The 24,692-nt window shown below is 75.0% G+C and carries 24 protein-coding genes; 14 read left to right on the forward strand and 10 right to left on the reverse strand.

Annotated features, from left to right (window positions below; translation table 11 throughout):
• A partial coding sequence (locus VM242_12085; protein HVM05902.1) for a M23 family metallopeptidase occupies positions 1–1,073 on the forward strand: 1,073 nt, incomplete at its 5' end.
• Positions 1,074–1,168: 95 nt separating this feature from the next.
• Here the strand turns inward: VM242_12085 and VM242_12090 are convergent.
• The 3 genes from VM242_12090 to VM242_12100 form a co-directional block, all read right to left on the reverse strand.
• Positions 1,169–1,846 carry an ATP-binding cassette domain-containing protein gene (locus tag VM242_12090; GenBank protein HVM05903.1) on the reverse strand — a complete coding sequence of 226 codons (678 nt, stop codon included), beginning with the start codon at positions 1,844–1,846 and terminating at the stop codon, positions 1,169–1,171.
• A complete protein-coding gene (locus tag VM242_12095) occupies positions 1,843–3,600 on the reverse strand; it encodes an ABC transporter permease subunit (GenBank protein ID HVM05904.1) in 1,758 nt (585 codons plus the stop codon). Before VM242_12095 ends, VM242_12090 begins: the two co-directional genes overlap by 4 nt.
• A 77-nt stretch (positions 3,601–3,677) precedes the next feature.
• The gene (locus VM242_12100; GenBank protein HVM05905.1) at positions 3,678–4,565 is read right to left on the reverse strand and encodes a phosphate ABC transporter substrate-binding protein; all 888 of its coding nucleotides are present in this window, start codon (positions 4,563–4,565) and stop codon (positions 3,678–3,680) included.
• Between the two features lie 131 nt (positions 4,566–4,696).
• Here VM242_12100 and pcrA point away from each other — a divergent pair, with 131 nt between their 5' ends.
• Complete coding sequence (gene pcrA / locus VM242_12105; protein ID HVM05906.1) at positions 4,697–6,934, forward strand: DNA helicase PcrA; 2,238 nt, start codon at positions 4,697–4,699, stop codon at positions 6,932–6,934.
• A 191-nt stretch (positions 6,935–7,125) separates the two neighbouring features.
• Complete coding sequence (locus VM242_12110) at positions 7,126–7,671, forward strand: helix-turn-helix transcriptional regulator (protein HVM05907.1); 546 nt, start codon at positions 7,126–7,128, stop codon at positions 7,669–7,671.
• 6 nt (positions 7,672–7,677) lie between these two features.
• Here the strand turns inward: VM242_12110 and VM242_12115 are convergent, their stop codons facing one another.
• Complete coding sequence (locus VM242_12115; protein ID HVM05908.1) at positions 7,678–8,124, reverse strand: hypothetical protein; 447 nt, start codon at positions 8,122–8,124, stop codon at positions 7,678–7,680.
• 86 nt (positions 8,125–8,210) lie between these two features.
• Here VM242_12115 and VM242_12120 point away from each other — a divergent pair, with 86 nt between their 5' ends.
• The 3 genes from VM242_12120 to sucD are packed head-to-tail and all read left to right on the forward strand — an operon-like array spanning position 8,211 to position 10,680.
• Positions 8,211–8,621, forward strand: a complete 411-nt coding sequence (locus VM242_12120; protein HVM05909.1) for a cobalamin B12-binding domain-containing protein — start codon at positions 8,211–8,213, stop codon at positions 8,619–8,621.
• A complete protein-coding gene (gene sucC / locus VM242_12125) occupies positions 8,621–9,790 on the forward strand; it encodes an ADP-forming succinate--CoA ligase subunit beta (protein ID HVM05910.1) in 1,170 nt (389 codons plus the stop codon). Before VM242_12120 ends, sucC begins: the two co-directional genes overlap by 1 nt.
• Before the next feature lie 2 nt (positions 9,791–9,792).
• Positions 9,793–10,680 carry a succinate--CoA ligase subunit alpha gene (gene sucD, locus VM242_12130; protein ID HVM05911.1) on the forward strand — a complete coding sequence of 296 codons (888 nt, stop codon included), beginning with the start codon at positions 9,793–9,795 and terminating at the stop codon, positions 10,678–10,680.
• A gap of 33 nt (positions 10,681–10,713) precedes the next feature.
• On the opposite strand, the gene VM242_12135 is transcribed toward sucD, so the two are convergent.
• Both VM242_12135 and VM242_12140 read right to left on the reverse strand, forming a co-directional pair.
• Positions 10,714–12,711 (reverse strand): hypothetical protein, encoded by a 1,998-nt coding sequence (locus VM242_12135; GenBank protein HVM05912.1) that lies wholly within the window; start codon positions 12,709–12,711, stop codon positions 10,714–10,716.
• Between the two features lie 145 nt (positions 12,712–12,856).
• Complete coding sequence (locus tag VM242_12140) at positions 12,857–13,189, reverse strand: hypothetical protein (protein ID HVM05913.1); 333 nt, start codon at positions 13,187–13,189, stop codon at positions 12,857–12,859.
• A 126-nt stretch (positions 13,190–13,315) separates the two neighbouring features.
• Here VM242_12140 and VM242_12145 point away from each other — a divergent pair, with 126 nt between their 5' ends.
• The 6 genes from VM242_12145 (at position 13,316) to VM242_12170 (ending at position 19,213) form a co-directional block, all read left to right on the forward strand.
• Positions 13,316–14,368 (forward strand): N-acetylmuramoyl-L-alanine amidase, encoded by a 1,053-nt coding sequence (locus tag VM242_12145; protein HVM05914.1) that lies wholly within the window; start codon positions 13,316–13,318, stop codon positions 14,366–14,368.
• A 138-nt stretch (positions 14,369–14,506) separates the two neighbouring features.
• Entirely contained in the window at positions 14,507–15,058 is a 552-nt protein-coding gene (gene purN, locus VM242_12150) for a phosphoribosylglycinamide formyltransferase (protein ID HVM05915.1), read from the forward strand.
• Positions 15,055–16,563, forward strand: coding sequence for a bifunctional phosphoribosylaminoimidazolecarboxamide formyltransferase/IMP cyclohydrolase (gene purH / locus VM242_12155; GenBank protein ID HVM05916.1), 1,509 nt, complete (start codon positions 15,055–15,057; stop codon positions 16,561–16,563). The genes purN and purH overlap by 4 nt, the downstream gene beginning before the upstream one ends.
• Positions 16,560–17,423: a tetrahydrofolate dehydrogenase/cyclohydrolase catalytic domain-containing protein gene (locus VM242_12160; protein HVM05917.1), complete on the forward strand. Its 864-nt coding sequence runs from the start codon at positions 16,560–16,562 to the stop codon at positions 17,421–17,423. Before purH ends, VM242_12160 begins: the two co-directional genes overlap by 4 nt.
• Position 17,424: 1 nt before the next feature.
• Positions 17,425–18,300, forward strand: a complete 876-nt coding sequence (locus tag VM242_12165; protein ID HVM05918.1) for a methylenetetrahydrofolate reductase — start codon at positions 17,425–17,427, stop codon at positions 18,298–18,300.
• Positions 18,301–18,370: 70 nt separating this feature from the next.
• A complete protein-coding gene (locus VM242_12170) occupies positions 18,371–19,213 on the forward strand; it encodes a phospholipid scramblase-related protein (protein ID HVM05919.1) in 843 nt (280 codons plus the stop codon).
• A gap of 18 nt (positions 19,214–19,231) precedes the next feature.
• On the opposite strand, the gene VM242_12175 is transcribed toward VM242_12170, so the two are convergent.
• Together VM242_12175 and VM242_12180 are read right to left on the reverse strand one after the other, a co-directional pair.
• Positions 19,232–20,050 (reverse strand): 3'(2'),5'-bisphosphate nucleotidase CysQ, encoded by an 819-nt coding sequence (locus VM242_12175; GenBank protein HVM05920.1) that lies wholly within the window; start codon positions 20,048–20,050, stop codon positions 19,232–19,234.
• A complete protein-coding gene (locus VM242_12180; protein ID HVM05921.1) occupies positions 20,047–20,898 on the reverse strand; it encodes an alpha/beta hydrolase in 852 nt (283 codons plus the stop codon). Before VM242_12180 ends, VM242_12175 begins: the two co-directional genes overlap by 4 nt.
• 172 nt (positions 20,899–21,070) lie before the next feature.
• On the opposite strand from VM242_12180, the gene icd reads away from it, so the two are divergent.
• Both icd and VM242_12190 read left to right on the forward strand, forming a co-directional pair.
• A complete protein-coding gene (gene icd, locus VM242_12185) occupies positions 21,071–22,267 on the forward strand; it encodes an NADP-dependent isocitrate dehydrogenase (GenBank protein ID HVM05922.1) in 1,197 nt (398 codons plus the stop codon).
• 90 nt (positions 22,268–22,357) lie between these two features.
• Positions 22,358–23,347, forward strand: a complete 990-nt coding sequence (locus tag VM242_12190; GenBank protein HVM05923.1) for a malate dehydrogenase — start codon at positions 22,358–22,360, stop codon at positions 23,345–23,347.
• A gap of 9 nt (positions 23,348–23,356) precedes the next feature.
• On the opposite strand, the gene VM242_12195 is transcribed toward VM242_12190, so the two are convergent.
• Both VM242_12195 and VM242_12200 read right to left on the reverse strand, forming a co-directional pair.
• Entirely contained in the window at positions 23,357–23,584 is a 228-nt protein-coding gene (locus tag VM242_12195; protein HVM05924.1) for a hypothetical protein, read from the reverse strand.
• A complete protein-coding gene (locus VM242_12200; protein HVM05925.1) occupies positions 23,581–24,333 on the reverse strand; it encodes a 4'-phosphopantetheinyl transferase superfamily protein in 753 nt (250 codons plus the stop codon). The genes VM242_12195 and VM242_12200 overlap by 4 nt, the downstream gene beginning before the upstream one ends.
• Between the last annotated feature and the right edge of the window lie 359 nt (positions 24,334–24,692).

The raw sequence follows: 24,692 nt of genomic DNA on the forward strand, positions 1-24,692 counted from the left end.
GCTTCAGCTATCGCGACGACTTCGGCGACCCCCGGGGCGTCGGTGGCACCCACCAGGGCAACGACCTGATGGTCCCGAAGGGGCGGCCACTGCTGGCGGCGACCGACGCCACCGTGCGGCGCGTGTTCATCGACAACGGCGTGGCCAGCCAGGGCAACATGCTCGTGTTGCGGGACGCCGAGGGCTGGGAGTACTGGTACATCCACATCAACAACGACACCCCGGGCACCGACGACGGGCTGAACCCGTTGAATCACGCCTTCGCCCCCGGGATCGAGGTCGGGGCCAAGGTCACGGCCGGGCAGGTCGTGGCCTACGCCGGCGACAGCGGCAACGCTGAATCGACCGGGCCCCACCTCCACTTCGAGATCCACCCGCCCGGCCAGCCGGCGATCAACCCCTACCCCAGCCTCCGACTGGCCCAGGGCTTCCGCTTCGGCAACCGGTGCGCCTTCGACACCAACCCGGCCCGGACGCCGGCCGCAGCCAGCGCCGACGGGTACTGGCTCCTCGGCGGCGACGGCGGCGTCTTCTCGTTCGGGAAGGCCGGCTTCTTCGGTTCGGCCGGCGGAATCAAGCTCAACCGCCCAGCTGTGGCGATGGCCGCCACCGGGGACGGGCAGGGGTACTGGTTCGCCGCCGGCGACGGCGGTGTGTTCACCTTCGGCCGGGCCGAATTCTTCGGTTCCACCGGAGCGATGACGTTGAACTCTCCGATCGTCGGAATGGCCGTCACCCCGTCCAGCCGGGGATACTGGCTGGTGGCGGCCGACGGCGGGATCTTCGCCTTCGGCAGCGCCGCCTTCAAGGGCAGCACGGGGGCCATCGGGCTGGCCGAGCCGGTGGTGTCGATGGCGCCGACGGGGAGCGGCGGCGGCTACTGGATGGTGGCGTCCGACGGCGGCGTCTTCGCCTTCGGGGACGCCACCTTCCTGGGTGCCGCCACGACCCGTCCCACCCCGTCACCCGTGGTCGCCCTCACCCGCACCGCCCTGGGCGACGGGTACTGGGTCACCGCCGCCGACGGCACCGTCGTCAACCGGGGCGCCGCCGGTCACTTCGGCGCCGGCTGACCGGCCTCCCGGGCCGGGCGACTGGCACCACGAACCGACGCCCCGGTGTCGATTCCTGGTGCCAGAGCGGAGGGGCGGCGACCGGAGGACGGTGTCTACGGGGGCGCCCGGAACGGGTCGGGAAGGGTGACGACGTCGTCGCACAGGCGCTCGAGCTGGGCGGCGTCGTGGGACACCACCAGCACGGTCCGGCGGCCCCGCAGCGAGGCGACGGTGGCCTCGACGGCGGCGGTGGCCGTCGGGTCGAGGGCACTGGTGGGTTCGTCGAGCAGGAGCACGGAGGGGTCGAGGGCGAGCGCCCGGGCCAGGCACAGCCGCTGGCGCTGCCCGATGCTGAGCTGATGGGCGGGGGCGTCGAGGCGGTCGGCCACCTCGTCCCAGAGGCCGGCCTCCTCCAGCGCCGCCCGGCACCGCGCCCGCAGCTCGCCCTTGGGGGCCCGCACCTGGTGGCGGACGGCGAAGGCGGCGTTGGCCAGGACGGACGCCGGGAACACCACCGGCACCTGCCCGACGAGCACCGCCCGCGCCCGCAGGGACGGAAGGTCCCCCGGTCGGGCCCGCACGACGTCGGCCCCGAGCACCTCGGCGTGGCCGCCCGCGTCCAGGCCGGGCGGGAGGAGGCCGACGAGGGCGCGCAGGAGCGTCGACTTGCCGGACCCCGACGGCCCTCGCAGGCCCAGCACCGATCCGGCGGGCAGCTCGAACGACACCGGGCCGACCAGCCGCCGGCCCGTCGCGGACACGGCCAGGTCGCGTACCCGGATCGCCGTCACGCCGCCGCCCGTTCCAGCCGCCGACGGGCGGGGACGGCAGCCAGCACGAGCCCGCCGGCGACCACCACCAGCGCCAGCGCCGCTCCCCATGCCGTGCGCACGGCGGCCGGGTCGGCGGCGTCCTGGGCCAGCGTGAAGATGTGGGTGGGCAGCGCCACCACCGGCGACTCGACGACGCCGGACGGGAGGGGCGGCGCCCCCGAGAAGACGGTGGCGGTGAACAGGAGCGGCGCCGTCTCGCCGGCGGCCCGGGCCAGGCCCAGCAGCAGCCCGGTGACGAGGCCGGGCAGCGCATGGGGTGCCAGCACCGACCGCACCAGCTGAACCCGCCGCAGGCCCATCCCGAGGGCCGCCTCCCGGCGCTCGGGCGGGAGCGCGGCCAGGGCGGCGGAGACGGCCACGACCACCGGCGGCACGGCCAGCACGGCGAGCACGATGCTCCCGGCCAGCCAGCTCTTGCCCCAGCCCAGCCGGGTGCTGAACAGCCAGTAGCCCCACAGGCCGAGCACGATGGACGGGACACCGGCCAGCGTCAGGGTGAGCGACCGCAGCCAGCGGGCCGTGCGCCGCCCGGCGTACTCGTGGAGCACGAGCCCGAGCCCGAGCCCGACGGGCGCGGCGAGGAGCCCGGCCACCGCGACGAGGAGCACCGTGCCCGCCAGCTGGTCCCGGACGCCCCCGCCGCTGGCGCCCGACGAACGCTCGAACCAGAACCCGGGGTCGAGGGCGGCGCCCGCCCGGCGCACCACCGCCACCACGACGGCCACGACGACGAGCACGACGACGCCCAGGGCGCCGGCGGCCGCCAGGCGGGCGGCCCGGTCCCGGGCAACCCGGGCGACCGCCAGGCTGCGCACGCCGGCGTCGCCGCGCCGGCCCAGGCGCCGCCCCCGGCGCCCGAGCGGCGAGCCGTCGCCCGGCGAGCGGCGCTGCGCCGCCACGGTGAGCACCACCACCCCGCCGAGCAGCAGCAGGCCCAGGGCGCACAGGGCGGCCCAGTGGGCGCCCGACGTGCCCGCCAGCACGCTCTCCGGTCCGTTGAGCTTGGTGGTGATCGTCTGGCCGGGCCGGACCAGGCGCTCGGCCATGTCGGCCAGGTCGGACGGGAAGCGGCCGTCGGCCCGCCCGACGACCAGGAACACGGCGATGGTCTCCCCCATGGCCCGGGCCAGCCCGAGCAGGGCGGCGGCGCCCATGCCACGGCGGGCCGACGGGAGCACGGCCCGGCGGACCACCTCGGTCCGGGTGAGGCCGCCGGCCGCCGCCGCCTCCCGCCACTCCCCCGGCACGTCGGCGAGGACGTCGGCCGACACGGCCACGATCGTCGGCAGGATCATCACGGCCAGGACCAGCCCGGCGGCGAGCAGGCTGTCGCCCCCGGGGACGCCGGCGAGATCCGACACGAACGGCCGCAGGTAGGCGATGCCGACCAGGCCGTAGACGATGGAGGGGACGACGGCCAGCAGCTCCGACACGGCGCGCAGAACGCGCCGCCACCGCGGCGGCGCCAGCTCGACGATGGCGACGGCCGCCGCCCAGCCCACGGGCGCGGCCAGGGCGAGGGCGACGACCGCCACGGCGGCGGTGCCCCACACCATGGCCGTCCCACCGAAGCGCCCGCCCGCCGGGTCCCACACCGACGACGTGAGCAGCTCGCCCCAGTCGACGGGGCCGGACGACACCCCGGCCACCAGGAAGCCCACCACGGCGGTCAGCGCCAGTGCCGCCGCGGCCGCCGCCCCGCCGGCCGCCACGGGGACCCAGCGCAGGGCCGGCGGCCGGCTGCGGCGGCCGCCCGGGCGGCGGGCCGGGAAGGGGAGCCGAGAGGCGGTCAGGCGTGCCCCAGCTCGGCGAGGGTGAGGTAGCCGTGCCTGGTGACCAGCTCCTGGCCCTCGGCGGACAGCACGTAGTCGACGAACCGCTCGGCGTCTCCCGCCGGTGGCCCGTTCGTGATCAGGAGGAGGGGGCGGGCCATCGGGTAGGTGCCGCTCCTCACCGCGGCGGGCGTGGGCTCCACGCCGTCCACGGCGAGGTAGGCGAGCTGCGGGTGGCCCTTGATGAACGACGACGACAGCGGGCCGACCGCCCCGGGGGTCGAGAGCAGCTTGGCGCGCGTCTCCTCGTTGCCGCCGACGATGGCGAAGTGGTCCGACGCGGGCGGTGGCGGCGCCTTGCCGGCGGGGCCGTAGAGGTACCGGTCGAGCACCTCGCGGGTGCCCCGGCCCGGCTCCTTGTCGTACACGAACACGTCGAGGTCGGGGCCGCCCAGCTCACTCCAGCTCCGCACCCGGCCCTCGAACACCGCCTCGAGCTGCTCCCGGCCGAGGCTGCGCAGGCCGCCGTCCACCACCTCGCGCCGCACGATGATCCCCACCGCGTCCTGCCCGATCTCGGTGGCGACGAAGTCGACGGCGGGGAACCGCGCCCGGTCCTCGTCGGAGAGGGGCTTGGAGCTCATGGCGATCTCGACCTGGCCGGCGCCCAGCTGGGCGATCCCGCCCGCCGAGCCCCCCTGGCTGTCGACGGTGATGGTCAGGCCCCGTCCGCGGAGGGCCTCGGCGGCGTCGGCCGCCACCACGTTGACCGTGGTCGACCCGCTGACCCGCAAGATGCCGCCGCGGCCCCCCGGCCCGCCGCCGTCGCTGCCCCCGCAGGCGCCGACCAGCGCCGCCGCGGCCGCCGCCGCCGCCGCCCACCGCAGCCGTCGTGCTCGGCCCACTCGCCCTCCGTTCGGATCCGGCATCAAGGCAGATTGATGGAGGGGCACTCTCGCATCGCGGCGCGAACGCCGTCAAGGCACCGGTGCCGTTTGCCCCGGGGCTGTCGCCGGTCGCCGGTAGCCTGCCGTCGGTGAACGACCTGCTCTCCGGGCTGAACCCCGTCCAGCGGGAGGCCGTGCTGCACGAGAGCGGGCCGCTGCTGATCGTGGCCGGCGCCGGTTCGGGGAAGACGCGGGTGCTCACCCACCGCGTCGCCCACCTGGTCCGGGAGCGGGGCGTGTCGCCCTTCGCCATCCTCGCCATCACCTTCACCAACAAGGCGGCCGACGAGATGAAGGCCCGGGTGGGCGCCCTGGTCGGCCCCGTCGCCGAGCGCATGTGGGTGTCCACCTTCCACTCGGCGTGCGTGCGCATCCTGCGGCGGGACGGCGGCCGCCTGGGCTACCGCTCGTCGTTCACGATCTACGACGAGGCCGACGCCAACCGCCTGACCGGGTACGTCCTGCGCGACCTGAACCTCGACACCAAGAAGTTCCCACCCCGCAGCGTGCACGGGGTGATCAGCGCGGCCAAGAACGAGCTGGTGGACGCCGAGGCGTACGCGGCCCGGGCCCGCACGGTCTACGAGCGTCGCATCGCCGACGTGTACGCCGAGTACCAGAAGCGGCTGCGGGCGGCCAGCGCCATGGACTTCGACGACCTGCTGACGGTCACCGTCGAGCTGCTTCGCAAGCACCCCGACGTGGCGGACCACTACCAGCAGCGCTTCAGCCACATCCTCGTCGACGAGTACCAGGACACCAACCGGGCCCAGAACGAGCTCGTGCTCCTCCTCGGCCGGCGCCACCGCAACGTCTGCGTCGTCGGCGACAGCGACCAGTCGGTGTACGCCTTCCGCGGCGCCGACATCCGCAACATCCTGGAGTTCGAGGAGGCGTACCAGGACGCCACCACCATCGTGCTGGAGCAGAACTACCGGTCCACGCAGACCATCCTCGACGCTGCCAACGCGGTGATCGCCAACAACGCCATGCGCAAGCCCAAGGCGCTGTGGACCGAGCAGGTGGGCGGCGAGGTCATCACCCGCTACCACGCCGAGGACGAGCACGACGAGGCGGGCTGGGCGGTGGGCGAGATGCTGCGCCTCCACGACCGCCACGACGCCCGGTGGGGCGACATGGCGGTCTTCTACCGGACCAATGCCCAGAGCCGCGTGCTGGAGGAGCAGCTGGTCCGCCGGAACATCCCCTACAAGGTGGTCGGCGGCACCCGCTTCTTCGACCGCCGCGAGGTCAAGGACCTCCTCGCCTACCTGCGGGCGGTGGCCAACCCGAGCGACGAGGTGTCGCTGAAGCGGATCGTCAACGTCCCCAAGCGGGGAGTGGGCGACACGAGCATCGCCAGGGTCGACGCCTGGGCCGCCGCCAACGCGCTCCCCTTCGCCGAGGCCGTCGACGCCGTGGAGCGCACCGGTGTGACCGGGCGGGCCCTGTCCGGGGTGGTGGAGCTTCGCAACCTCCTGGCCGAGCTGCGGTCCATGGCCGGCCAGGGCGCCTCGCCCGAGAAGCTGCTCACCGAGGTGATCGACCGCACCGGCTACGGCGCCGAGCTGGAGGCCGAGGGGTCGGTGGAGTCGGCCGGCCGGTTGGAGAACGTGGCCGAGCTGGTGGGCGTGGCCGCCGAGCATTCCTCGCTGGACGACTTCCTGGAGGCGGTCAGCCTGGTGTCGGACGCCGACGACATCGACGGGGACGACAGCAAGGTCGTCCTCATGACGCTGCACACCGCCAAGGGGCTGGAGTTCCCCGCCGTGTTCATGCTCGGCCTGGAGGAGGGCGTCTTCCCGCACCTGCGATCGCTGGGCGAGCCCAAGGAGCTGGAGGAGGAGCGCCGCCTCTGCTACGTGGGCATCACCCGGGCCCGGGAGCGGCTGTACCTGTCCCACGCCTGGTGCCGCACCCTGTGGGGCTCCACCCAGTACAACCCGCCCAGCCGCTTCCTCTCGGAGATCCCCGAGGAGCTGACGGAGCTGGCGGGCGGCGGCCGGCGCCGCCCGTCCGGGTCGCCGGGCGGCTCGTCCTCCGGTCCCTACGGCTCCCACGGTCCGGGGCGCGGCGGAGGCGGGGAGTCGCACCGTCGCGAGGTCGTCGAGGCCGCCATCCGCGGCAGGTCGGCGAGCCCGGCCAGGACCACGGGCGCCGAGGGGCTGAGCCTCCGGGTGGGCGAGGACGTGGTCCACGCCAAGTGGGGCGAGGGGGTCGTGCTGGAGGTGATCGGCTCGGGCGACAAGGCGGAGGCCGTCGTGCGCTTCCCCGGCCTGGGCGAGAAGCGGCTCCTCCTGGCCTGGACGCCGCTGAAGCGGGCGTGAGGGCCTGACCCACGTCACCCGGGGGCCTGTTTTTCCGCCTCCCGGCAGAAAACTTGACTCGGCCCCAAGGGCCAGCTTGTACCGTAGCTATTGCTAGAGTCACTCCGCATACAGTGAAACCCACCGGAGCGGCTTCTCACGTCCCCCCGCACGCCGCGGGTTTCGCAGAAGGGCACGACATGGTGCAGGTCATGGAACGAGACGACACCGCCGTTCGCCGGTTCGAGGACGAGTTGGCCTCACCGCGCAAGATCCTCCGATCGTGCCTGCTCCTGCTCCTCGAGGAGCGCGCCGGGCACGGGTACGACCTCCTCACCCGGCTGGAGCCGCTGGGGTTCGAGCGGAGCAACCCGGGCCGGGTCTACCGGGCCCTCCGGTGGCTCGAGAACGCCGGTTTCGTCGAGCCGGCGTGGGAGACCACGGGTGTCGGCCCCGCCCGCCGGGTCTACGAGCTGACGCCCGAGGGCCGCCACGCCCTGGAGGTCGCCGCTCCCCGGCTGCGCCGCCAGGCCAAGCTCCTCGACGAGCCTCTGTCCCGCTACATGCTCGGCCGGCTGCGGGTGCTGTCCAACAACAAGCAGGCCTTCGAGTTCACCGTCCACGCCCACCTGTCGGTCCAGGCGATCGACGAGGTCTCGGCCCGGCGGAAGCTGGAGCGGGCGTTCGGCCAGCCCCACGTCCTCGACACCGACGTCCGCACCACCGGCGACGTCTCCATCAGCCCCGGCGCCGGGTAACCCCGCCTACGGCGCGCCACCGGTGACGGTGGTGCGCGTCCGCAGGTCGATGCTGACCCGGCCGTCCGCCACCTTGGCCGGGTAGACGGTGAGCCCGGTGCCGTCGGCCGGGTGCCGCCCGCCCCGGCAGTCCACGAACGCCTCGGTACCGGCGTTCCAGGTCACCGTGCACTCGGGATCGTCGGGCCGCCGCGCCTCCACGGCCAGCCACCCCTGCATGGGGTCGTCGCCGAGGTGCTGCACGTAGACGTTGCGGCCCCGGCCGGCCGACAACGGGTCCTGCACGAGGAACGGCCCGTCGGCCGCGATGGTGCGGGACAGGCGCTCGGCCCGCCCGACCTCGAACACCGTGTCGCCCAGCCCCGCCTCCTCCGGGTTCTCCGACGCGAAGCGCACCACCGCCCAGATGAGCGCCGTGGCGAGGACCACGGCCAGGGCCGACGAGACGGCCACGGCCGTGCCGCTCCGACGCGGTCGGGGCCGGGCGGGCGGGGGCACCTGCGTAGTATCTCTCCGTGCGGCGCCCCTACCGAGTCGTCGTGGCGAAGCCGGGGCTCGACGGGCACGACCGGGGCGCCAAGGTGATCGCCCGGGCGCTGCGGGACGCCGGCTTCGAGGTCATCTACACCGGCCTGCACCAGACGCCCGAGCAGGTCGTGGAGGCGGTGGTCCAAGAGGACGCCGACGCCCTCGGCCTGTCGCTCCTGTCGGGGGCGCACATGACGTTGGTGCCCCGCATCACCGGGCTGCTGGCCGAACGGGGGGCGGGCGACGTGCTGGTGGTGTGCGGCGGGATCATCCCCGACGCCGACATCCCGGTGCTGAAGGAGGCGGGAGTGGCCGAGGTGTTCACGCCCGGAGCGCCGTTGCAGCGGATCGCCGAGTGGCTCCAGTCGGCCCTCGACGCACGGGAGGCGGGCGCCGGTGCCCACCAGGAGGAGGCGACGTAGTGGACCTGCTGGAGCACCAGGGCAAGTCGTACTTCGCCCGGTTCGCCATCCCCGTGTCGACGGGCGGCGTGGCGACCGACGTGGACCAGGCGGTGGCGGCCGCCGACCGGGCCGGGTACCCGGCCGTGGTCAAGGCGCAGGTCCACGTGGGCGGCCGGGGCAAGGCGGGCGGCGTCAAGGTCGTGAAGGACAGCGACGAGGCGCGGCAGGCCGCGTCGGACATCCTCGGCATGTCGATCAAGGGCCACGTCGTGCTCGCCGTCCTGGTCGAGCGGGCCACCGACATCGCGGCTGAGTACTACGCCTCGTTCACCCTCGACCGGTCGGCCAGGCTCCACCTCGGGATGCTGTCGCCGCAGGGCGGCGTGGACATCGAGCAGGTGGCGGCCGACACGCCCGCCGCCATCGCCCGCATCCACGTCGACCCGGTGGACGGGCTCTCCGGCGAGGACTGCCGGGCATGGGTCGCGCGGGCCGGGCTGGCGCCGGAGGCGGCGGAGGGGGTCGCCGCCCTGCTCGGTCGGCTGTACGCCTGCTACGTGGAGGGCGACGCCGACCTGGTCGAGGTGAACCCCCTGGTGCTCACCGCCGCCGGCGACGTCGTGGCCCTGGACGCCAAGGTGACCCTCGACGACAACGCCGCGTTCCGCCATCCCGAGTGGGACGAGTTCGCCGGCACCGAGGTGGTGGACGACCGCGAGCGGCTGGCCAGGGAGAAGGGCCTCCAGTACGTCGGCCTCGACGGCAGCGTCGGCATCATCGCCAACGGCGCCGGCCTGGCCATGAGCACCCTGGACGTGGTGAACCAGGTGGGCGGGAGCGCCGCCAACTTCCTCGACATCGGCGGCGGCGCCAGCGCGGCCGTCATGGCCGACGCCCTGGAGGTGATCAGCACCGACGAGAACGTGCGGGCCATCCTCGTCAACATCTTCGGGGGCATCACCCGGGGCGAGGAGGTGGCGAACGGGATCGTCGAGGCGCTGGGGCGGGTGAACCTGGTCGCCCCCCTCGTCGTCCGGCTCGACGGGACGAATGCGGCGGAGGGCCGGGCCATCCTGGCCGGCCACGAGTCCGACCGCCTGATCAGCCGGGCCACGATGCTGGACGCGGCCCGCACGGCGGTCGAGCTGGCGGCGGGGCGGGCCGGCGCCGCCGGGGGGGAGGGCTGACCGTGGCCATCTTCGTGGACGAGACCACCAGGGTCGTGGTGCAGGGGCTCACCGGGAGCCAGGGCCGGTTCTACGGGCTGCGCAACCGGGCGTACGGCACGCAGGTCGTGGCCGGCACCAACCCCAAGAAGGCGGGCACCGACGTCGAGGGGATCCCGGTCTTCGCCACCGTGGCCGATGCGGCGCGCGAGACGGGCGCCACCGTCTCGTGCGTCTTCATCCCCGCCCCCGGGGTGCCCGGCGCCGTGCTCGAGGCGGCCGAGGCGGGCATGGAGCTGGTGGTCGTCATCACCGAGGGCGTCCCCGCCCACGACGAGGCCCGCCTGTTCAACCGCCTGCGCCGGGACTTCCCCCTCACCCGCCTCCTCGGCCCCAACTGCCCGGGCGTCATCAGCCCCGGGCGCTGCAACATCGGGATCACGGCGGGCGAGATCGCCATGGGCGGCGGCCCCGTCGGCATCGTCAGCCGGTCGGGCACCCTCACCTACCAGGCGCTCTACGAGCTGAAGCAGGCGGGCATCGGCGTCACCACGTGCGTCGGCATCGGCGGCGACCCCGTGCCGGGCACGTCGTTCATCGACTGCCTCGAGCGCTTCGAGAACGACCCCGAGACCGGCGCCGTCATGCTGATCGGCGAGATCGGGGGGTCGGCCGAGGAGGAGGCGGCCGACTTCGTGGCGTCGGCCATGACCAAGCCCGTCGTCGCCTACGTGGCGGGGGTGACCGCCCCCCCGGGGCGGCGCATGGGCCACGCCGGCGCCATCGTGTCGGGCTCCAAGGGCACGGCCAGGGCCAAGATCGACGCCCTGCGGGCGGCCGGCGTCCAGGTCGCCGCCAACCCGACGGAGGCCGGGTTCCTCATGGCCGCGGTGGTCGCCGGTCTCCAATGAAGGGCCGCCGCCTGCCGGGGGTGGGCGGACTCGCTAGCGGCCGGTCACGGCGGTGGCCTCGGCCGAGCGCTCCACCTCGTACCAGCTGGGGGCGAGCCGGCCCAGCAGGACGGAGCCGGCCTCGTCGCTGACGGTGACCCGAACGACCGGCCCCTCCAGCGAGAACGCCTCGAGCGTGACGCCCTCGAGGTCGGCCACGCCCTGGGCCACCTGGCGGGCGAACCGCTCGTTGCCGCTGCCCGACAGCTCCACGGCGGCGCTGGTGGCGACCGTGCCGGCCACGCCGTCGAGCCGGGCGCGGGCGGCGATGGGCGACCGGATGTCGAGTCCGATGGGGACCAGGACGGCGACGGCGACGAGCACCTGCCAGACCCAGCGCTGCGAGCGGCCGTCGACGGTCGCCCTCGCCGCCTGCTGGGCACCCGCCGTGCGCCGCCGCTGCTCGGCGGCCGCCTCGTCGTCGGCCCGCCGCCGCGCCTCGTCCCGGCGCATCTGCTGGTCGAGGAGCTCGGCGTCGATGCGCTCGTCGGCCTGGGTGGTGGCGACGTGGCGGGCCAGCTCGGCGACGGCGGCGGCCAGGCGGGCCTTGGCCTCCGCCTGCTCCTGCTCGGACGACGGTGCCGGTGCCTCGGGGGCGGGGCGCGGCTGCGCCCCGGGGACCAGGCGCATGTGGCGGGGGGCAGTGGGGCCCGGGCGCGCCCCTCCCGTCGCCCGGCGCGACGTGAGGTCGATGGGCTCGGCCCCACCCCGCTCGCCCTCGCCCCATCCGAGCGGGACCACCGGCGCCTCGGGACCCGAGGTGAGGGCGCGGGCGGCGGCGGCCGCCTCGGCGGAGGCGGCGTGGGCGGCGGCCGCCTGCTCGGCCGCGGCGCGGTCGGCCTCGGCCTGCTCGGCCGCCGCCCGGCGCGCCTCGGCGGCCTGCTGCGAGGCGGCGGCCAGATCGGCGGTCGCCCGCTCGGCGGCGGCCACCGCCAGCTCGGCCTCGGCCCGGGCCAGCTCCGCCCGCGCCGTCTCGGCGTCGGCGGCGGCGGCCTGCTCGGCGGCTGCCTTGGCGGCCTCGGCCCGCTCGGTGGCGACCCGGGCCGCCTCCGCCCGGTCGGCCTCCGTGGCGGCCAGCAGGGCCTGGCGCTGGCGGTCCAGCCCCGCCACCTCGGCGGCCAGCCGCTCCTTGGCCTCCAGCTGCTCGGTGCGCGCCCGCTCGACCTCGGCCCGGCCCATCTCGACCGCCTCGGCCAGCCGGCGCCGCTGCTGGTCCAGCTCGACCATCTCGGCCTCGAGACGGGCCCGGGCATCGGCGTGGGCCTGGCGCGCCCGCTCGGCCTCCGCCCGCTCGGCCTCGACGGCGTCCATCAGGCGGCGCCGCTGCTCGTCGATGGCGTCGACGTCGGCCTGGAGGGCGGCCCGGGCCTCGACGTGCTCCTGGCGGGCCCGCTCCGCCTCCGACTTCTCGGCCTGGACGTCGAGGAGGCGGCGCCGGTGCTCGTCCAGCTCGGCCATGGCGGCTTCCAGCCGGGCCCGGGCGTCGCTCTGCTCGTGGCGGACCCGCTCGACCTCGGACCGCTCGGCTTCCACCGCGTCGGCCAGCCGGCGACGCTTCTCGTCGAGCTCGGTCATCTCGGCCTCGAGCCGGGCCCAGCCGTCCAGCTGCTCCCGGCGCGCCCGCTCGGCGTGGGCCCGCTCGGCGTCCACCTCGACGGCGAGGCGCCGGCGCTGCTGGTCCAGCCGCCACATCTCCGCCTCGTAACGGGTGTCGACGTGGAGGGTCGCCGGCTCGTCCATCGCCGCCCGCGCCGACGAGTCGGTGGCCGGAGCCGGCGGCGCCGGCTCGGGATCGTCGACGACCTCGATGTCGGGGCGCACCTTGCCCTGGAGCCAGCGAGCCACCCGCTCCGACTCCGACTCGCCCCAGTCCTCCCACGGGCCGGGGACGGCGGCGCCGGCGTCGACGCCGTCGACGACCAGGACGTCGTCGTCGGGGGCCGTGGTGGGGGCCGGCGCCTCGGGGCTGGTCTTCTGGCTGCGACGTCTCATTCGATGCTCTCAGTGCGGGCGGGAGGCCGGGATCGCCGCCCCGTCGGTTCGTCGTACGGGCGGCGCGAACGTTCCCGCTCCCCCGCGCGAAATCGTGGCACGCCGGGGGCCGGGCGGAAAGGGGATCCCCCGCTTCGGCGCGCCGTCAGTCGATCCCGGTCTCGACGGCCAGGCGCTGGCACGAGCCCTCGGCCCGGGACACGTCGACGTGGCGGCGCACGACCTCGGAATCCACCGAGGCGGTCCCGTGGTCGTGGCAGCGCACGGCGAACGACGTCCGCAGGGGCAGGGGGCCGGCCGCCATGGACCACGCGTCACCGGGGCCGTTCCCGGCCGTCCCGTCGGGCACCCACACCGTGAGCCACGGCCCGTTCGCCGCCTCGGTGACCACGCCGAGGCCCTGGCCGCAGGCGCCGCACGCCAGGTCGACGACCCGGGCCTTGGCCGAGAACAGCGACAGCACGACGGACTTCGCCATGCCGTCGAGAACCGTGTGTGCCCATGTGAACGTCACCGAAGCCGATCCCCCTCGCACGATCCCGCCAATCTTCGCAGGCTCGGGGAGAACGAGCACACCGCCCGGGTTCGCTACCGTCTCGTTCCGATGATCCGCTCCGCCGTCGCCGTGCTGTTCCTCGCGTCGGTCGTGGCGGCGGGGGTCGTGGACGCCCGCCGGGAGGGCTCGGCGGCGCCCGCCGCCCTGGCCACGACGACCACGACGGGCGCCCCCACGAGCACCACGGCGGCGGCCACGACCACCACCGCCGTCCCGACCACGCCGGCCCCCGCGCCCACCACGGCGGCCCCGGCGACCACCGCGCCGGCGACCGTGCCGCCGGCGGCGGCGGGCGCCGCCAAGGTGATCGTCTCGCCCCGGGGCATCGTGCTGCCGGTGACGAGCCGGGAGGGCGACGCCTACCGCGTCATCACCCCGTGCGGGCGCAGCGCCGTGGCCACGGGAACGCCGGTCGCCGAGGCGGCGGTCGTGCTCGACGCCGGCCACGGCGGCAAGGAGCCGGGTGCCGTCGGTCCCGGCCAGCTGACCGAGAAGGAGGTGAACCTGGCCGTCGTCGAGTACGCCCGGGCGGCCCTCACCAAGGCGGGCGTGTCCGTCGTCCTGACCCGGACGGCGGACTACCGCATCACGCTGAACAGCCGGGCCGAGATCGTCAAGGCGCTGGATCCGCGGGCGTTCGTGTCGGTCCACCACAACGCCGAGCCGGACGGTCCCCGCGACGGGCCGGGGACGGAGACCTACTACCAGATCGCCTCCCACGAGTCGAAGCGCCTGTCGGGGCTGATCTACGAGGAGGTCGTGAAGGCCCTGTCGGCGTACAAGATCGCCTGGGTGGCCGACACCGACGCCGGTGCGAAGTACCGGCGCAACGTCGCCGGCGACGACTACTACGGCATCCTCCGCCGGACCCAGGGGACGCCGGCCTCGCTGGCCGAGCTGGGGTTCATCTCCAACCCCCCCGAGGAGGAGCTGCTGCGCCGTCCCGAGTTCCAACAGGTCGAGGGCGAGGCGGTGGCCCGGGCGGTCCTGCGCTTCCTCAACACCAAGGACCCCGGGTCGGGGTTCGTGGAGCCGTACCCGCGCGAGAGCCCGGCCGGCTCGGGCGGCGGCACGTCCAACTGCGTCGACCCCGCCCTGTGACACCGGCGGCAAGCGGGTACCCCGGATCGGGCGCGCCGAAGGTCCCGTCAACCGGGTCGTCCGGCGCGCCGGTCGCGTGGTCGCGGTCGCCGCCGAGCTCCGTGGGGCGCCACTGAGCGGCCGGGGTAGCGTGCGGGCGTGCCCATCGGCGTGCTCGTGTCCGGCACCGGCACGATCCTCACCGCCTTGATCGAGGAGGACCTGCCCATCTCGGTGGTGGTCGCCGACCGGGCGTGCCGGGCGCTCGGGCTGGCCGTCGAGGCCGGCATCCCCGCCCACCTCGTGGAGCGCCCGTCGTTCGGCCGGGGGTTCGACCGCCTCCAGTTCACCCACCTGGTGGTGGACGCCCTCCAGCAGCACGGCGTGCAGCTGGTCGCCATGGCCGGCTTCGGCACGGTGCTGGAGAAGCCGCTGTTCGACGCTTTCCCGGGGCGCGTGCTCAACACCCATCCGGCGCTGCTGCCGGCCTTCCCCGGGTGGCACGCGGTGGAGGAGGCGCTCGCCGCCGGCGTGAAGGTCACCGGGTGCACCGTCCACGTCGCCACCGTGGACGTCGACGCCGGCCCGATCCTGGCCCAGGAGGCCGTCCCCGTGCTGCCCGGCGACACGGTGGAGTCGCTCCACGAACGCATCAAGGACGTGGAGCGCCGGCTCTACCCCCGCACCCTGAAGGAGTTCCTCCGGTCGTGAGAGCACTGGTGTCCGTGTACGACAAGACCGGGCTGGAGGCGTTCGCCGCCGGGCTGGCCGGGCTCGGCGTGGAGCTGGTGTCGAGCGGCGGGACGTCCGCGGTGCTGGCCGACGCCGACATCCCCCACCTCGAGGTGGGCGACGTCACCGGCTTCCCCGAGATGCTGGGCGGGCGGGTCAAGACGCTGCACCCCCGCATCCACGCCGGCATCCTGGCCGACCGCTCGCAGCCCGACCACCTGGCCGCCCTGGAGGAGTTCGGCATCGTCCCCGTCGACCTGGTCGTGTGCAACCTCTACCCCTTCCGCAGCCAGCCGTCGGTGGAGATGATCGACATCGGCGGGCCGACCATGGTGCGGGCGGCCGCCAAGAACCACGACCACGTCGGTGTCGTCGTCGACCCCGGGGACTACGGCGACGTGCTGGCCGAGCTGCGCCGCGACGGGAGGCTCTCGGACGAGACCCGCCGGCGCCTGGCCCGGGCCGCCTTCGCCCACACCGCCGCCTACGACGCCGCCATCGTGGCGTGGCTGGACGAGGGCGGCGAGGACGAGCTGCTGCCGCCCACGCTCCACCTCGCCCTCGAGCGCACGGAGGAGAGGCTCCGCTACGGCGAGAACCCCCACCAGCGGGCCGCCCGCTACCGCGAGCTGGGCACCACCTCGTGGTGGGACGGCGTCGAGCAGCTGGCCGGGCTGGCCCTGTCGTACCTCAACATCTACGACACCGAGGCGGCCTGGCGCCTGGTCCACGACCTCGGCGCCGGTCCGGCGTGCGCCATCATCAAGCACGCCAACCCGTGCGGCGTGGCCGTGGCCGACGACCTCGGCGCCGCCTTCCGGAACGCATTGGCGGGCGACGAGCGGTCGGCCTTCGGCGGCATCGTGGCGCTCAACGGGCCGCTCACCGAGGAGGTGGCGGACCTCATCGCGGCGGGCCCCCAGGCCGACGTGATCGTGGCCCCGGCGTACGAGCCGGCGGCGGTGGACCGGCTGATCGCCCGGCGCAAGGCCACCCGCCTGCTCAGGGCCGCTCCGCCCGAGCCCGAGCGCCGCCACTTCCGCCAGGTGGGCGGCGGGTTCCTGGTGCAGGAGCCCCACTCGTTCGAGTCGGGTCGCCACCAGTGGCGGGTGGTCACCGGGGCGCAGCCCACCGAGGGCCAGTGGCGTGACGCCGAGCTGGCGTGGCGGATCGGCGGCCACGTGAAGTCCAACTCCATCGTGCTGGTCAACGACGGCATGGCCGTCGGCATCGGCGCCGGGCAGCAGAGCCGGGTCGACGCGGCCGAGCTGGCCGCCCGCAAGGCGGGGGGGCGGGCCCGGGGCGGGGCGTGCGCCAGCGACGCCTTCTACCCCTTCCGCGACGGCGTGGACGCGGCGGTGGAGGCCGGTGCGGCGGTCGTCATCCAGCCCGGCGGCAGCCTCCGCGACGACGAGGTCATCGCCGCTGCCGACGAGCACGGGGTGGCCATGGTGCTCACCGGCGAGAGGCACTTCCTCCATTGACCGCCCGCCTGCTGCCGGGCGGCCCGGTGGCCGACGCCGTCCTGGCCGACGTGGCCGAGCGGGCCGCCAAGGTCGCCGCCGCCGGGCGCCCGGCGGGCCTGGGGACGCTCCTCGTGGGCGACGACTCGGCCAGCGCCGGCTACATCCGCATGAAGCAGGAGAAGGCGGTGGAGCTGGGCATGCACTCCGCCCACGTCCACCTCCCGTCCTCCGCCACCCAGGCCGACGTGGAGGGCGTCATCCGCCAATGGAACGCCGACCCCGCCATCGACGCCATGCTCGTGCAGCACCCCACGCCGCCCCAGATCGACTACGAGGCGGCCATCTCGCTGATCGACCCCGACAAGGACGTCGACGGGCTCCACCCGCTCAACATGGGGCGCCTGGCCGTCGGCGTCCCCGGGCCGGTCCCGTGCACGCCCGCCGGCATCGAGGCGCTGCTCGCCTTCCACCAGGTCCCGGTGTCCGGGCAGGAGGTGGTGATCCTGGGCCGGGGCACCACCCTCGGACGCCCCCTCGCCCTGCTGCTCGGCCAGAAGCGTCCGACGGCCAACGCGGCCGTGACGGTGGTGCACACGGGCGTCCCCGACTGGCCCCGCTACACCCGGCGGGCCGCCATCGTGGTGGCGGCGGCCGGCGTCCCCGGCATCCTCCAGCCCGAGCACGTGTCGCCCGGCGCCGTGGTGGTCGGCGGCGGCGTGCGCTACGAGGGGCGGCGGCTGCTCCCCGACGTGGACGAGTCGGTGGCCGAGGTGGCGGGCGCCATCACACCGCGGGTGGGCGGCGTGGGGCCGACCACCGTCGCCATGCTCTTCCGCAACGCCGTCGAGGCGGCCGAGCGCCGCGCCGCCAGGGGCTGACGTGGCCCGCATCGCCGACCTGCTGGCATCCGGTCGCACGTACTCGTTCGAGTTCTTCCCCCCGAAGACCGACGAGGCGGAGCGCCAGCTGGAGAAGGCGCTGGCCGAGCTGAAGCCGCTCAACCCGTCGTTCGTCTCGGTGACCTACGGCGCCGGCGGCTCGACCCGTGAGCGGACGAGGGAGATCGTCCTGCGCATCGACCACGAGATGGGCATGACGGCCATGGCCCACCTCACCTGCGCCGGGCACACGCGCGCCGAGCTGACCGACATCGTCTCCGGCTACGGCGCGCGCAGGATCGACAACATCCTGGCCCTGGCCGGTGACCCGCCCGCCGCGCCGGAGGGGGGCACGGAAGCGTCGCCGGGCGACTTCCGCTACGCCCTCGAGCTGGTCGAGCTCATCCGGTCGGTGGGCGACTTCTCGGTCGGCGTGGCCGCCCATCCCGAGCTCCACCCCCGCTCCGGCGGCGACCGGGCCCACGACCGCGACCACCTGGCCGCCAAGCTGCGGGCCGCCGACTTCGGCGTCACCCAGTTCTTCTTCCGGGCGTCGGACTACCTGGGCATGCTCGACGACCTCGCCGCCCGCGGCGTCGACACGCCGGTGATCCCCGGGATCATGCCGGTGACCAACGCCGGCCAGGTGCAGCGCTTCGCCCAGCTGGCGGGCGCCGAGTTCCCTCCCGACCTGGCGGCGCGGATCCAGGCCGTGGGCGACCGCCCCGACGAGGTGCGCCGCATCGGCGTGGAGGTCGCCACCGAGCTGTGCCGGGAGCTGCTGGACGCCGGCGCCCCGGGGCTGCACTTCTACACCCTCAACCGGTCCACGGCGACGCGCGAGATCTACGCCAACCTGGGCCTGGCCGGTCGCTGACCCGCCCGTCGGGCGACCCCGTCGAGCCGCCCGTCGACAATGCGCCGCCCGATCGGTACGGTCGAAGGCCGTGACCACCGCCGACCCGCCCACCGCCGACCCGCCCGCCGCCGACTGGTACCCGGACCCCTACGGCCGCCATGAGCGCCGGTACTTCGACGGCGCCCGGTGGACCGAGCGCGTCGCCACCAGGGGCAGGCAGGCGGTGGACCCTGCGGAGGGCGTGCCCAAGGTGCCGACCGTGCACCGCAGCACCGGGAAGGTCCAACGCGACGTCTCGCGGGCCGGCCTGGCCGGCGGCGCCACCGGCGGGGGCACGCTGTTCAGCGAGCCCGTCCTGGTGGTGAACCAGAAGGCCAAGCTCATTGAGCTCAACAACGAGTACGCCGTGTACGACCGGGAGGGGCGCCAGATCGGCGCCGTGCGCCAGGTCGGCCAGTCGGTGGCCCGCAAGGCCCTGCGGGCCCTCACCAGCGTCGACCAGTTCCTGACGCAGCGGCTCCAGGTGGTCGACGCCGCCGGCCTGCCCGTGCTCGCCCTCACCCGCCCGGCCAAGGTGTTCAAGTCACGCATCGTCGTGGAGGACGGCGCCGGCCGGCCCGTCGGCACCATCGTCCAGGAGAACATGGTCGGGAAGATCAACTTCGGCCTGGAGGCCGACGGGCGGCGGGTGGGCGCCATCCGGGCCGAGAACTGGCGGGCCTGGAACTTCAGCATCCAGGACGCATCGGGGACCGAGGTGGCCCGCATCACCAAGACGTGGGAGGGCCTGGCCAAGACGATGTTCACCACGGCCGACAACTACGTCGTGCAGGTCCACCGTCCGTTGGAGGACCCGCTGCGCAGCCTGGTCGTCGCCGCCGCGCTGGGCGTCGACACCGCCCTCAAGCAGGACAAGCGGGGCTGGGGCTGAGGCCCGGCCCGGACCGCCTCAGCCCCGGGCCGGTCCCGGTCCGGAGGGCGGGACGGAGACGGCGGCGTCCGCCAGGGCGGCCAGCACGGTGTCCGCCATCTCGGGCCGGCAGATCACCAGGTCGGGCAGGTCGGCGCCCGCCGACCCGTACCGGAGGGGCGAGCCGTCGAGGCGGGACGCGTGCAGCCCGGCCGCCTCGGCCACGGCGACGGGTGCGGCCGAGTCCCACTCGTACTGGCCGCCGGCGTGCACGTAGGCGTCGCCCTCGGCCCGGACCACGGCCATGGCCTTGGCCCCGGCCGAACCCATGGGGACGATCCGGGCACCGAGGCGGGCGGCCAGCGGCGCGATGAGGGCCGGAGGGCGGCTGCGGCTGACCAGCAGGCGGACGGGGCCGTCGTCGCGCCGGGCGAGGACGGCCGCCGGGTGGCTGGCCAGCACCAGGCGGTGGGCGGGCAGGGCGACGGCACCGGCGACCGGGCGCCCGTCGACGACCAGCGCCACGTGGACGGCCCAGTCCGTGCGCCCCCGCTCGCCGAACTCCTCGGTGCCGTCGAGCGGGTCGACGATCCACGTGCGCCCCGGGCCGGCAGCCGGGACGGGGCGGCCCCCCTCCTCGGAGACGACGGGGTCCTCCGGATGGCTGCGGGCCAGCGCCCGGACGATGAGGTCGTGGGCCCGCTGGTCGCCCTCACGGCGCACGGTGGCGGGGTCGGTGCCGGGCACCTCGAGCCCGCTCCGGATCTCCAGGAGGAGGCGCCCGGCATCGGCGGCGATGCGCGCCGCGTCGGCGGCGTCGGCGGCGTCACGGGCGTCGGCGGCGTTCGTGGCCGTCACGCGACGGCCCCGAAGAACCGCCGCACGGCGGCGGCGACCACGTCCGGCCGCTCCAGGGGGCCGAAGTGGCCGACGCCCTCGATCACCTCACGGTGCCCGTGCGGCATCCGCCCGGCGTGGGCCCCGGCCTGCTCGGTGAGGAAGCCCTCGCTCAGGGCACCGGTGGCGATCATCACCGGGCAGGCGATGTCGGGGAGCCGGGCCCAGCAGTCGTGCGCCGTCGCCATCTCGTAGACGACGGCCTCGACCTCGGGGCGGCACTTGAGGCGCACGCCGCCGCCCTCCGACCCGGGCACGTCGGCGAAGCCGTGCTCCACGTAGGCGGCCCTGGCCTCGGCCGCCAGTGTGTGGAGGGGGGGCTTGGAGGCGAAGTGCCGCAGCGCGTCGGCCCGTGACGGGAACGTCGCCCGGCGGCGCCGGGCCGCCGCCGCCAGCCAGTTGGCCTCGTCGCGCCCGATGGGGGGATCGGCCGGGACGATCACCGGCTCGAAGCAGTAGACGGCGCGGAACGTCCCCGGCCGGGCCTCCTCGGCCAAAAGGGCGACCGTGGCGCCCGACGAGTGGCCGAAGGCGAAGGGCCGGTCGAGGGCGAGCCCGTCCACCACCGCCAGCAGGTCGGCGGCCAGGCCGGGCCAGTCCGGCTCGACGCCGGGCGGGAGCTCGGAGTCGCCGTGGCCCCGGCCGTCGAAGGACACGCAGCGGTGGTCGCCGGCCAGCTCGGCGGCGAGCGGCGCGAAGACCAGGCCGTGGAAGCCGGCGGCGTGCGACATCACCACCGGTGGGCCGTCCCCGCCCAGCTCGTGGAACGCGACGCTGACGCCGGCCGTCGACGGCACCCGGCCCGTCACCGGGGGCGCCGGGCCCCGTTGCCCGGTTGAGACCTCGTCGACGAACCCCTCATCCCTGCGTGCCCCCCGGGCGGGCCGGTCGACCGCCAGGGTCGAACCTATCTGCAAAGTACCGCCTCCACCAGCAGGTACGGCCGCCTCGCGCCGGCGCGGGCGTCGCTAGCATCCGCCGATGGCCGAGAAGATCACCATGGGCGCGGACGGTGCCCTGCAGGTGCCCGACGAGCCCGAGATCCCCTACATCGAGGGGGACGGCACCGGCGTCGACATCTGGCCCGCCACCCGGCTGGTGCTGGACGCGGCGGCCGCCCGCTACGGCAGGCGGGTGGCGTGGAAGGAGGTGCTTGCCGGCGAGAAGGCGTTCAAGGAGACCGGCGAGTGGCTCCCGGAGGCCACCGTCGAGGCGTTCCGCGACGGCCTCATCGGGATCAAGGGCCCGCTCACCACGCCCGTGGGCGGCGGGATCCGCTCGCTCAACGTCGCCCTGCGCCAGGTCCTCGACCTCTACGTGTGCCTCCGGCCGGTGCGGTGGTTCGCCGGCGTGCCGTCGCCGGTCAAGCACCCCGAGAAGGTCGACATGGTGATCTTCCGGGAGAACACCGAGGACATCTACGCCGGCCTCGAGGTGGAGGAGGGGACCGAGGAGGCCCGCCGCCTGATCGAGCTGCTCCACAAGGAGTTCGGCTGGGAGATCCGGCCCGACTCGGGCGTCGGGATCAAGCCCATCTCCGTCACCGGGTCGAAGCGCCTCGTGCGGGCCGCCCTCGACTACGCCGTGAAGCACGGGCGCAGGAGCGTCACCCTCGTCCACAAGGGCAACATCCAGAAGTTCACCGAGGGGGCGTTCCGGAACTGGGGCTACGAGGTGACCCGCGAGGAGTTCGCCGACGTGGCCGTCACCTGGGACGACTGCGGCGGCAGGCCGGGCGACAAGATCCTCGTGAAGGACGCCATCGCCGACATCACCCTCCAGCAGGTCCTCACCCGGCCCGACGACTTCGACGTCATCGCCACCACCAACCTCAACGGCGACTACCTCTCGGACGCCCTGGCCGCCCAGGTCGGCGGCATCGGCATCGCCCCGGGAGCGAACATCAACTACGTCACCGGCCACGGCCTCTTCGAGGCCACGCACGGCACCGCCCCCAAGTACGCCGGGCTCGACAAGGTCAACCCCGGCTCGCTGCTCCTGTCGGGAGTGCTCATGTTCGAGCACCTCGGTTGGACGGAGGCTGCCGCCGACATCGTCCGGGCCCTGGAGGCCACCATCGGCGAGGGCATCGTCACCTACGACTTCGCCCGCCTCACCGAGGGCGCCACCGAGGTGAAGTGCTCGGAGTTCGCCGCCGCCATCGCCGAGCACCTGTAAGCGGTTCCCGGCGAACCTGCACCGGGAACGACCCGGATCCGAGTCGTTCCGTGTACAGGTTCGACCCGGCGGGCGACGTAGCCTCGGCGGATGACGCCCCGCGCACCCGTCCGGGTGGCCGTCACCGGCGCTGCCGGCCAGATCGGCTACAACCTCGTCTTCCGGATCGCCAACGGGGACCTGCTCGGCCCCGACCGGCCGGTGGTCCTCCAGCTGCTGGAGATCGAGCCGGTGCTGCCCGCCCTGGAGGGCGTGGTGATGGAGCTCCAGGACTGCGCCTTCCCGCTGCTGGCCGGGGTGGAGACGACGGCCGACGCCAAGGTCGCCTTCGACGGCGTGTCGTGGGCGCTCCTGGTCGGCTCGGTGCCCCGCAAGGCGGGCATGGAGCGGCGCGACCTGCTCACGATCAACGGCGGCATCTTCGGGCCCCAGGGCCGCGCCCTGGCCGCCGGGGCGGCCGACGACGTGCGCATCCTCGTCGTCGGGAACCCGTGCAACACCAACTGCCTGATCGCCCGCACGAACGCCCCCGAGATCCCGGCCGAGCGGTGGTTCGCCATGACCCGGCTGGACCAGAACCGGGCCCGGGCGCTGCTGGCGGCCCGGGCGGGCGCCCCCGTCTCCGAGGTGCGCAACCTCGCCGTGTGGGGCAACCACTCGGCCACCCAGTTCCCGGACTTCGCCAACGCCACCATCGGCGGGCGGCCGGCGCCCGAGGTGATCGGCGACGACGAGTGGCTGCGGGGGGAGTTCCTGACCACCGTCCAGCAGCGGGGCGCGGCGGTGATCAGGGCCCGGGGCGCGTCGTCCGCCGCCTCGGCGGCCAACGCCGCCGTGGGGTCGGTGCAGAGCATCTGGTCGCCCACCGAGGCGGGGGACAACGCCGCCCTGGCCGTGGCCAGCTCCGGCGAGTACGGGGTCCCCGAGGGGCTCCAGTTCGGCTACCCGGTGGTGAGCGACGGAACGGGATGGTCCGTGGCGGAGGGCTTCGCGCTCGACGACTTCGCGCGCGCGCGGGTCCGGCTCACCACCGAGGAGCTGCTGGCCGAGCGGGAGGACGTGGCCGACCTGCTCGGTTGACGGCGGGCGTCAGACCGCCAGGCGGGACTCCCGTTCGGGGAGGGTGACGCCGCGCCGGCGCAGGTACGCCAGCTTCCGCTCGATGGCGGCTTCCCAGGCGCGCAGGTCGAGCTCGAAATGGGCCCGGTCCCCCTCCTCGTACGCGTGCTCGAGGGCGTCGAAGGCGGCGTCCTCGGCGTCGAGCAGCTCGCGGTACCGGGTCAGGAAGTGGTCGTCGATCACCTGCGCAAGCGTCACGGCGTCTCCGTTCTCTCGTCCTCGCTGGGACGTCCCGAGCGTACCGGTTCAGGGCGTGCCCGTGCCCCCGGAAGCGGGCGGGGATCGAGGACGGACGTGGGCCGCAGGCGGACCCCCCAGCGGGTGCCCTCGGCGGCGACGGCGCCCACGTAGCCCTCGGCCGGCCGTAGCGGCCGGACCCACCACCGGGGCTCGCCGTCGCCCACCCGCACGGCGGTGTGGACGCCGGGCGCCGGGCGCCCGACCACGACCCGCTCGGGCGGCACGGCGAGGCCCTCGCCCGTGGCCTTCAGGTAAGCCTCCTTCGCCGTCCACACGGCGAGGAACGCCTCCTCCTGCTCACCCTCGGGGAGCTCGGCCAGGGCGGCCGCCTCTCCAGGCGAGCAGGCGACGGGCGCCAGGTCCGACCACCGGCGTCCCGAGCGGGCGTCCTCGACGTCCACGCCGACCTCGAACGACGCCACCGCCACCACGGCCAGGTCCCCGGCGTGGGAGACGTTGAACCGGTGCGGGCCCGCCCCGAGCAGCCGCGGCTTGCCGGGGCCCTCGCTCACGGGAACGGCGGCCGGATCGAGGCCCAGGACCGCACCCAGCACGTGGCGGAGCCACCCCCGCCCCGCCGAGAAGCGCCGGGCGTCGGAGGCCGAGCGGTAGGCGTCGGCCCTCCGGCGCTCCACGGGCGAGAGGACGGCGGCGAGCCGGTCCAGCACGGGCGCGGGTACGTCCAGAGGGGCGACCCAGACGTCCACCGTGGCGTCCTCCGGCCACGCCCCACCCGACACGGCAACCAGCTTCCCCTCGTCGGTGTGCCCACCGACGCTACCGCGGCGACGACGGACGAGGGTCGCCGGCACAAGGCGGCCTTCGTCATCGTCGCTTCCCGTGGCGCGATGAGGTCCGGCTACCGGGCTCGGGCTTCGCCTCGGATCGATCCGGGTGCGACCGGTCGTGAAGTGGTGGAACCGTCACGCCCCCGGCGGTGGTCCCCGGTGGCGGGCCCGGTTGTGGAACCCGCAGGCCGGGCGGCCGTTGGCGGCCACCGTGCGCCCGCCGGCCGACCACGGCTCCACGTGGTCGACCTGGCAGCGCCCGGCCGGCTCGTCGCAGG

Source organism: Acidimicrobiales bacterium (assembly GCA_035540975.1).
Taxonomy (GTDB): domain Bacteria; phylum Actinomycetota; class Acidimicrobiia; order Acidimicrobiales.